Here is a 7,115-nt window from a genome sequence, read left to right as displayed (position 1 = left end):
CCCCCACCCTCCGGGCCGGCGGAGGGGGCGCGCCCCCCGCCGCCTGCACCGGGACGGGCGCCTGCGCCGTGGTGCGGTGCAGGCGCCCGAACCCCGAGGAGAACAGCCCGTAGATGGTCGCGGCGGTGATCCCCAGCGCGAGCAGCGCCAGCGACGCGCGCCGCGCCTGCCCGCCCTCTGCGCCGCTCTCAGGCGTCATGCACGGTAGATCCCCGGCCGGGCGGGGCGGCTACCTCGCGATTTCGATACCTTCGGCGATCTTCTCGAGCTCGGCGCTCACGTCGGCCTTCTTGGCGTAGTCGGGGCTCAGGAACACCTCGACGGCCAGCCCGTCGCGCAGCGTCCAGCCGATCGTGGCGGTCGCGCCGGTGTCGCCCTCTCCGGCGGTCTCGCCGCCGTCGGTGAAGTACCCGAGGTAGGCGGGCCTGCCGTCGATGTCCACCTTGTCGACGCCGCTGCCGTCGTCATACCTGGCCAGCCTCTCGGCGATCCGCTCGCTCGCGTCGCCCTCGTACACGACGACCTGGACCGAGTAGTGGCCGTCCTCCTGTCCGGGCTCGTCGAACGAGGTGGTGTAGCTCTTCTTGCCGAAGCCGTCCTTGCCCGACCATTCGCCCCATACGAGCCCTTCGGGCAGGTATCCGAGGTGGATCCCGCCGAACGTCCGGCCGTCCCCGAGGTCGCCGAGGTCCTGCGGCTCGACGGCCTTGGGCAGCGACGTGAGCTGGACCTCCGTCCCCTTGCCGACCTGCCGGCCGACGGCGGGCTGCTGCTGGGTCACGATGTTCTCGGCGATCCTGGGCTCCTTGACGGTCAGCCCGGCCCGCTTAAGGATCTCAATCGCCTCGGCGTTGGACTTGCCGGTCACGTCGGGCACGGTGACCAGGTCCATCACGGCCCGGTCCGGGGCGTTGGCGACATGCCGCGTGCTCGCCGGCTCCCCCGTGCCCAGGGCGAACGGGACGGCCACCGCCACGGCCGCCGTGGCCAGCGCGGCGCCGATCGTACGGACCCTGACCACCCGCGAACGGTGCCGGCGCCGCACCTCCCTGCCCAGCCCGGGCGGCGCCTGAACGCCGGCGACGTGCGCGCTCATCGCCTCGGCGACGGCGTCTTCAACCTTCATCGGATCGCTCCTTCCGCGACCTTCATCGGATCGCTTCTTCTGCGACGGTCATGCGTTCGCGGATCCTGGCGAGCCCCCGCGCCGCCTGGCTCTTCACCGTGCCGGGCGAGCAGCCCAGCAGCGACGCGGTGTCCTGCTCCGACTGGTCCTCCCAGTAGCGCAGGACGATCACGGCCCGCATCTTGGGCGGCAGCCTGCGCAGCTCGGTGATGAGCGTGTCGCGCAGGTCGAGGTCCGGGGAGTCGGCGGCGGTGTCCGGCGGCCTGGCGAACGTGATCTCCCGCACAACGCGCCGGCGGCGGGCCCGGCTGATCGCCGCGTTGACGACGACCTTCCGCGCGTACGCCTCCGGGTTGTCGTGCCGGATCCTTGGCCAGTGCCGGTAGACCTTCTCCAGGGCGTGTTGCACGAGGTCCTCGGCGTCGTGGTGGGTGGCTCCGCAGACCAGGATCGCGGTGCGCAACAGCGAGGTGGCGCGGGCGGCGAGGAACTCGTCGAACGCCGCTTCGTCTTCATCTGTCATGAGCGGGGTCCCCTTTCGCCCCTCCCAACGCGCGAACCGGCGGACAGGTTGAGTGGCAAGATATGGAAATGCCACGCCCGCTTGACCTGCTGCCCAAGGCCCATCTGCATCTGCACTTCACCGGATCGATGCGGCATTCGACGCTTATCGAGCTGGCCCGGGAGCAGGGTCTGCATCTGCCCGACGCGCTGGAGCAGGACTGGCCGCCCAAGCTGCGGGCGACCGACGAGCGTGGCTGGTTCAGGTTCCAGCGACTGTACGACATCGCCAGGTCGGTGCTGAGCCGCCCGGAGCACGTCTACCGGCTGCTGCGCGAGACGGCCGAGGACGAGGCGGCGGCCGGGTCGCGGTGGCTGGAGATCCAGGTGGACCCGTCGGGTTACGCGCAGCGGTTCGGCGGGCTGACGGCGACGCTGGAGCTGGTCCTGGACGCCGCCGCCAAGGCGGCCGCGGTCGCCGGCGTCGGGGTGGCGGTGGTCGTGGCGGCCAACCGCACCCGGCATCCGCTCGACGCCAACACGCTGGCCAGGCTCGCCGCCCAGTACGTCGGCAGGGGCGTGGTCGGCTTCGGCCTGTCCAACGACGAGCGGCGCGGCGCGGCCAGAGAGTTCGAGCGGGCCTTCCGCATCGCCAAGCGGGCGGGGCTGCTGGCCGTGCCCCATGGGGGCGAGCTGCTCGGGCCGCGCAGCGTCGCGCAGTGCGTGGACGACCTCGACGCCGACCGCGTCGGCCACGGGGTGCGCGCGGCGGAGGACCAGTGGCTGATGGAGCGCCTGGCCGACCGGCAGATCTGCTGCGAGGTCTGCCCCACCTCGAACGTCGGGCTCGGGGTCGCCGAGCGGATCGCCGACGTGCCGCTGCGGCGGCTGTTCGAGGCGGGGGTGCCGATCGCGCTGGGGTCCGACGACCCGCTGCTGTTCGGGTCGCGGCTGTTGCGCCAGTACGAGCTGGCGCGCGAGGTGTACGGCTTCGACGACGCGGAGGTCGCCGAGCTGGCCCGGCAGTCGATCAGGGCCTCCGCGGCGCCCGAGGCGGTGCGCAAGGAGCTGTCGCGCGAGATCGACGACTGGCTGGTCTCACCGGAGTGAGTTCGCCACCTGGACGGCCCGCTCCTTGCCGCCCGCCCCCTCCAGGCGGTAGCAGAGGGCGCCGGACTGCCAGATGAGGGTGGGTTTCGCCTGGCGCAGCGGTACTGCCGTGTCGTCGTCGCGGGTGATGTAGCCGAGCGGGTGCTCGCCGCCGAGCCACCAGCCGGTGACGCCGGCGACCGTGATCTCCTCGGGCCAGGGCGGGCCGACCTTCTTGAAGAAGTACGGGCTGAGCGAGCCGTCGAACTGGTCCAGGCGGATGCCGCCCGGCCAGAACATCGACGCCACGCGGCCGTTGTCGCTCACCGTGGCGTACTGGGGGTCGCCCAGCTCGGCCGGGACCTTGATCGGGAACCCGACCTGGCCGGCCAGGCTCTCCAGGGCCACGACGCGCTCGCCGGGGAGGGGGGTCGGGGTGGCGATCGGCGTGGGGGTGGTGGCGCCGAGGGTGATCTCGATGCCCGCCAGGCGCAGGATCGTGGCGACGGCGGCGCGGCCCTGAGGGGTGGCGGCGGTGATCGCGATGACGACCAGGACGATGGCCGTGACGACCTGCCACCTTCGCCGCCGTAGAAGACGCGCCGGCGTACGCCGTACCGGTGCCGGAGCGGGTGTGTGCCGCGTTGCCTCGGGATCGGGGGCGTCGGTGGTGGGACGGCCGGGCTCCAGGCGGGCGCGTACGGCCGCCGCCACGTCCGCGGGCGGCGGGTTCGGGGCGTCGAGGAAACCGGCGAGGGCCGTGAGCTCGGCGGCGATGTCGTCAAAAGTGCCGTCGAAAGCGTCGTCGAAAGTGCCGTCGGAGGCGTCGCCGGACGGGTTGTCGCCGGACGGGTCGTCATGCGAGCTCACTGCCCACCTCCTCCCTCAGCCTCGCCAGGCCACGATGGGTGCTGGACTTCACGGTGCCGAGCGGCCAGTCGAGCACCTGGGCGGTCTCCGCCTCGGACAGTTGTAAGAAGTACCGGCAGACGACAGCCTGGCGTTCCCGCTCGGGCAGGTTGCGGACCGCCTCCAGCAGCCGCGCGCGCCGGTCCTGGGCGACGGCCGCGCCCTCGGGGTCGTCGGGGGCCCGCAGGTCGGCGGTGGCGCTGAGCCGTACGGCGAGATCGGACCGGCGCCCACGCGAGCGGGTCAGGTTGTGCGTCTCGTTGGCCACGATCCGCAGCAGCCACGGCCGGAACGGCGAGCCCCTGCGGAAGGTCGCCAGGTGCCGGAACGCCTTGACGAACGCCTCCTGCACCACGTCCTCGGCCTCGTCGCCCGCGCCGAGCATGGCGGCGGTGCGGTGCGCGAGCGCGCTGTAGCGGGCGACCAGCGCCTCGTAGGCGGCAAGGTCACCGGCGAGCGAGCGGCCGATCGCCTCGTCATCGTCCATGGACGAGTCAGATTTCATCGCATTCGAGGGGGTTCGGGGAAGGGCGTTTCACGCTTCGGGTGATGGCCGGCGCTGATCGGGCACTAGACTCGGGCAAATCCATGTGCCCTGAGAAGGAACGGGACTATGTCTTCTGGGTATGACCGTGTAGTGCAACCGGCGGCCGGTGACGAGGCCCTGGAGAACCACCTCGGTGGGGACGAGGCCAAGAACTATCGGCAGTACGAGTTCGACATGGTCGCCCCGCATGTCGGCCGCTCGATGCTGGAGATCGGCTCCGGGCTGGGGCACTTCGCCGAGCAGTTCCTGCCGCGGCTCGACCGGCTCGTGGTGAGCGACTTCGACCCCTACTGCGTCGAGCAGCTCGGCAAGCGGTTCGAGGGGCGCGACGACATCGACGTGCTGCAGTTCGGGCTGCCGACCGACATCCCGCTGGAGGACAAGGTCGACACGGTCGTGTTGATGAACGTCCTGGAGCACATCGAGGAGGACGCCGAGGCGCTGCGCTCGCTGGCCCGCGTCACGCTCCCGGGTGGGCGGATCATCATCTGGGTGCCGGGATACATGCAGCTCTACGGCGACTTCGACAAGAAGGTCGGGCACGTGCAGCGGTACACCCCCAAGACCCTGGGCGCCACGGTCGCCAAGGCGGGGCTGGAGGCCGAGGTGCTCAAGCCGATCAACTTCCTGGGCGGCATCGCCTGGTGGGCGGCCGTGCGGCGGGGTGGCGTGGGCTACCCGGACCCGAAGCTGGTCAAGATCTACGACCGGACCGTGGTGCCGATGACCCGGCTGATCGAGCGCTTCATCCGGCCGCCGTTCGGGCAGACGGTTTTCTGCGTCGCTCGGGTGCCTCAGTAGGTCCGTCGGCGACTTTCCCGTCGTAGACGGCTGGGGACTTCAGGAGAGGGAGGGGAGCAGGACGCTCCCCCGGTGCTCGGGTGCCCAGGGGCCGATCGAACGGCTGAGAATTCGCGCGTGACGGCGCCCGGCCACCGTCCGGTCAGCGGCCGTGTTCCTGGAGGCCCTCAGCCCTGGGCGGCGGGTGGCGGTGGGGGCGGCCTGCCGTACAGAAGCCGCATGTAAAAAGGCCCGGAAAAGCCTCAGCCGCCACCACGGTGGGAGTGGGGGCGGCTGAGGGGTGCCCGGGCGTGGTGGAGGAGACGCTCGGGCGGAGGATGGTCTTTCAGGTCATTTGATCGAGCCCGCGGTGAGTCCGCCCACCACCTTCCGCTCGATCAGGGCGAACAGGATGATCACCGGAATGGTGGCGATCACCGACCCCGCGAAGAGGTTCTGCCAGTCCACCTGGTACTGGCCGATGAACGAGTTCAGCGCCACCGTCAGCGGCTGGTTCTCCGGCGTGGTCGTCAGCGTCAGGGCCACCACGAACTCGTTCCAGGCCGCGATGAACGTGAAGATCAGCGCGGTGATCACCCCGGGCATGGCCAGCGGCAGCGTGATCCGGAACAGCGCCCCGAAGCGCCCGTTGCCGTCGATGAACGCCGCCTCCTCCAGCTCACGCGGGATCGAGGAGAAGTACGCGTTCAGGATCCACACCGCGAACGCCAGGTTGAACCCGCCGTTGACCAGGATCAGCGACCAGATCGAGTCCACCAGCCCGAACTGGAAGAACTCCCGGTAGATGCCGACCAGCATGGCGGTCGGCTGGAACATCTGGGTGATCAGCACCAGGATCAGGAACGCGGTCCGGCCCCGGAAGTTGTGCCGGGCCGAGTAGTACGCGGCCGGCAGCGCCACCAGCAGCACCAGGATCGTCGAGCCGGCCGCCACCTTGAGCGTGACCATGAGGTTGCCGGCCAGGCCGCTGGCCCAGAAGTTGGTCAGGTTCGACCACTGCCACTCCGTCGGGAACAGCGTCGCGTCGCGCAGCGAGTCCTGTGGCCGCAGCGACGTCAGCAGCATCACCAGGTACGGGAACAGGAAGACGAACGCGATCACGTACGCGCTGCCCGCGATGATCACGGTCTTGAGCTTGGGCATGCGGCGCGGGGAGCGCACGCGCGGCTTGGCGTGGTGGTGGTGCGGGGCCACTCTCGGCGCCGTTCTGACTGCCATCACGCCACCTCCTTGTTCCAGCGTGAGACCTTCAGGAAGATGGCGGTCAGGATGATCACCATGCCGAAGTTCACGACCGACATGGCGGCCGACTCGCCGATGTTGGAGCCCTTGAGGATGAACATGAGGATCGTCGAGGTGGCCGTCGAGTAGCCCGGCTGCCCGTGGGTCATCGCCCAGATGATCGGGAAGCTGTTGAAGACGTTCATCACGTTGATCAGCGCGGCCACGGTGAGCGCGGGCCGCAGCAGCGGCAGGGTGATCGACCAGTAGGTCCGCATCCGGGTGGCGCCGTCCATCTTGGCCGCCTCGTAGACGTCCGCGGGGATGGTCGCCAGTCCGGCCAGCAGCGCGTACGTCGTGAACGGCACCGACACGAACACGGCCACGAAGATCAGCCACGGCATCGCCGTCGAGGCGTCGCCGAGCTGGTCGGCCGAGGCGCCGCCCATCGCATCGATCAGGCCGAGCTTGAGCCTGATCTGGTTGATGACGCCGACCTCGGGGTCGAGCATCCACTTGAAGATGATCGCCGTCATCAGGACCGATGCCGCCCACGGCGCGATCAGCGCCCAGCGGGCGACCTTGCGGCCGGGGAAGCGCTGGTTGAACAGCTGGGCCAGGGCCAGCGAGATCAGCACGGTGAGCGCGACGACCGCGACCACCCAGACGACGCTGCGGACCATGATGTCCGCGAAGTCCTTCTCGGCGAACAGCTTGTCGTAGTTGGCGAAGCCGTTTCCGCCCTGGACGACGCCGAACCGGCTGATCTTCAGGAACGACGAGCGGATCATCTCGTACACCGGCCAGAGCACGACCAGCGCGATCAGGACGACGGCGGGCCCCACCCAGGCGAGGGGCTCAAACCTTCTCATGGGGAACCTTCCGTGAAAGCGCGGCCGGCGCCCGGGGGGCCCGCCCCGC

The 7,115-nt window shown here is 70.2% G+C and carries 9 protein-coding genes; 2 read left to right on the top strand and 7 right to left on the bottom strand.

The window, feature by feature from the left end:
- The 3 genes from KME77_RS06775 to KME77_RS06765 form a co-directional block, all read right to left on the bottom strand.
- Window positions 1-199: hypothetical protein (locus KME77_RS06775; protein ID WP_219463033.1), on the bottom strand; the 199-nt coding region annotated here is incomplete at its 3' end.
- 30 nt (window positions 200-229) lie between these two features.
- Window positions 230-1,126, bottom strand: a complete 897-nt coding sequence (locus KME77_RS06770; protein WP_219463031.1) for a PASTA domain-containing protein — start codon at window positions 1,124-1,126, stop codon at window positions 230-232.
- A gap of 22 nt (window positions 1,127-1,148) precedes the next feature.
- A complete protein-coding gene (locus KME77_RS06765) occupies window positions 1,149-1,649 on the bottom strand; it encodes a SigE family RNA polymerase sigma factor (protein ID WP_219463028.1) in 501 nt (166 codons plus the stop codon).
- Window positions 1,650-1,711: 62 nt separating this feature from the next.
- Here KME77_RS06765 and KME77_RS06760 point away from each other — a divergent pair, with 62 nt between their 5' ends.
- The gene (locus KME77_RS06760) at window positions 1,712-2,737 is read left to right on the top strand and encodes an adenosine deaminase (RefSeq protein WP_219463026.1); all 1,026 of its coding nucleotides are present in this window, start codon (window positions 1,712-1,714) and stop codon (window positions 2,735-2,737) included.
- On the opposite strand, the gene KME77_RS06755 is transcribed toward KME77_RS06760, so the two are convergent.
- The gene (locus tag KME77_RS06755; protein ID WP_219463025.1) at window positions 2,726-3,586 is read right to left on the bottom strand and encodes a hypothetical protein; all 861 of its coding nucleotides are present in this window, start codon (window positions 3,584-3,586) and stop codon (window positions 2,726-2,728) included. The genes KME77_RS06760 and KME77_RS06755 overlap by 12 nt on opposite strands.
- Window positions 3,573-4,112: an RNA polymerase sigma factor gene (locus KME77_RS06750; RefSeq protein WP_219463023.1), complete on the bottom strand. Its 540-nt coding sequence runs from the start codon at window positions 4,110-4,112 to the stop codon at window positions 3,573-3,575. The genes KME77_RS06755 and KME77_RS06750 overlap by 14 nt, the downstream gene beginning before the upstream one ends.
- 150 nt (window positions 4,113-4,262) lie before the next feature.
- Here KME77_RS06750 and KME77_RS06745 point away from each other — a divergent pair, with 150 nt between their 5' ends.
- On the top strand, window positions 4,263-4,973 hold the full coding sequence (locus tag KME77_RS06745) for a class I SAM-dependent methyltransferase (protein WP_308250588.1): 711 nt from the start codon (window positions 4,263-4,265) through the stop codon (window positions 4,971-4,973).
- Window positions 4,974-5,303: 330 nt separating this feature from the next.
- On the opposite strand, the gene KME77_RS06740 is transcribed toward KME77_RS06745, so the two are convergent.
- Window positions 5,304-6,191: a carbohydrate ABC transporter permease gene (locus tag KME77_RS06740; protein ID WP_246609297.1), complete on the bottom strand. Its 888-nt coding sequence runs from the start codon at window positions 6,189-6,191 to the stop codon at window positions 5,304-5,306.
- Entirely contained in the window at window positions 6,191-7,066 is an 876-nt protein-coding gene (locus tag KME77_RS06735) for a carbohydrate ABC transporter permease (RefSeq protein ID WP_219463019.1), read from the bottom strand. The genes KME77_RS06740 and KME77_RS06735 overlap by 1 nt, the downstream gene beginning before the upstream one ends.
- Window positions 7,067-7,115 lie beyond the last annotated feature (49 nt).

This window comes from Nonomuraea rhizosphaerae, from assembly GCF_019396405.1.
In the GTDB taxonomy this organism is placed as follows: Bacteria; Actinomycetota; Actinomycetes; order Streptosporangiales; family Streptosporangiaceae; genus Nonomuraea; species Nonomuraea rhizosphaerae.
This window is presented reverse-complemented; position numbering and strand designations above follow the sequence as displayed.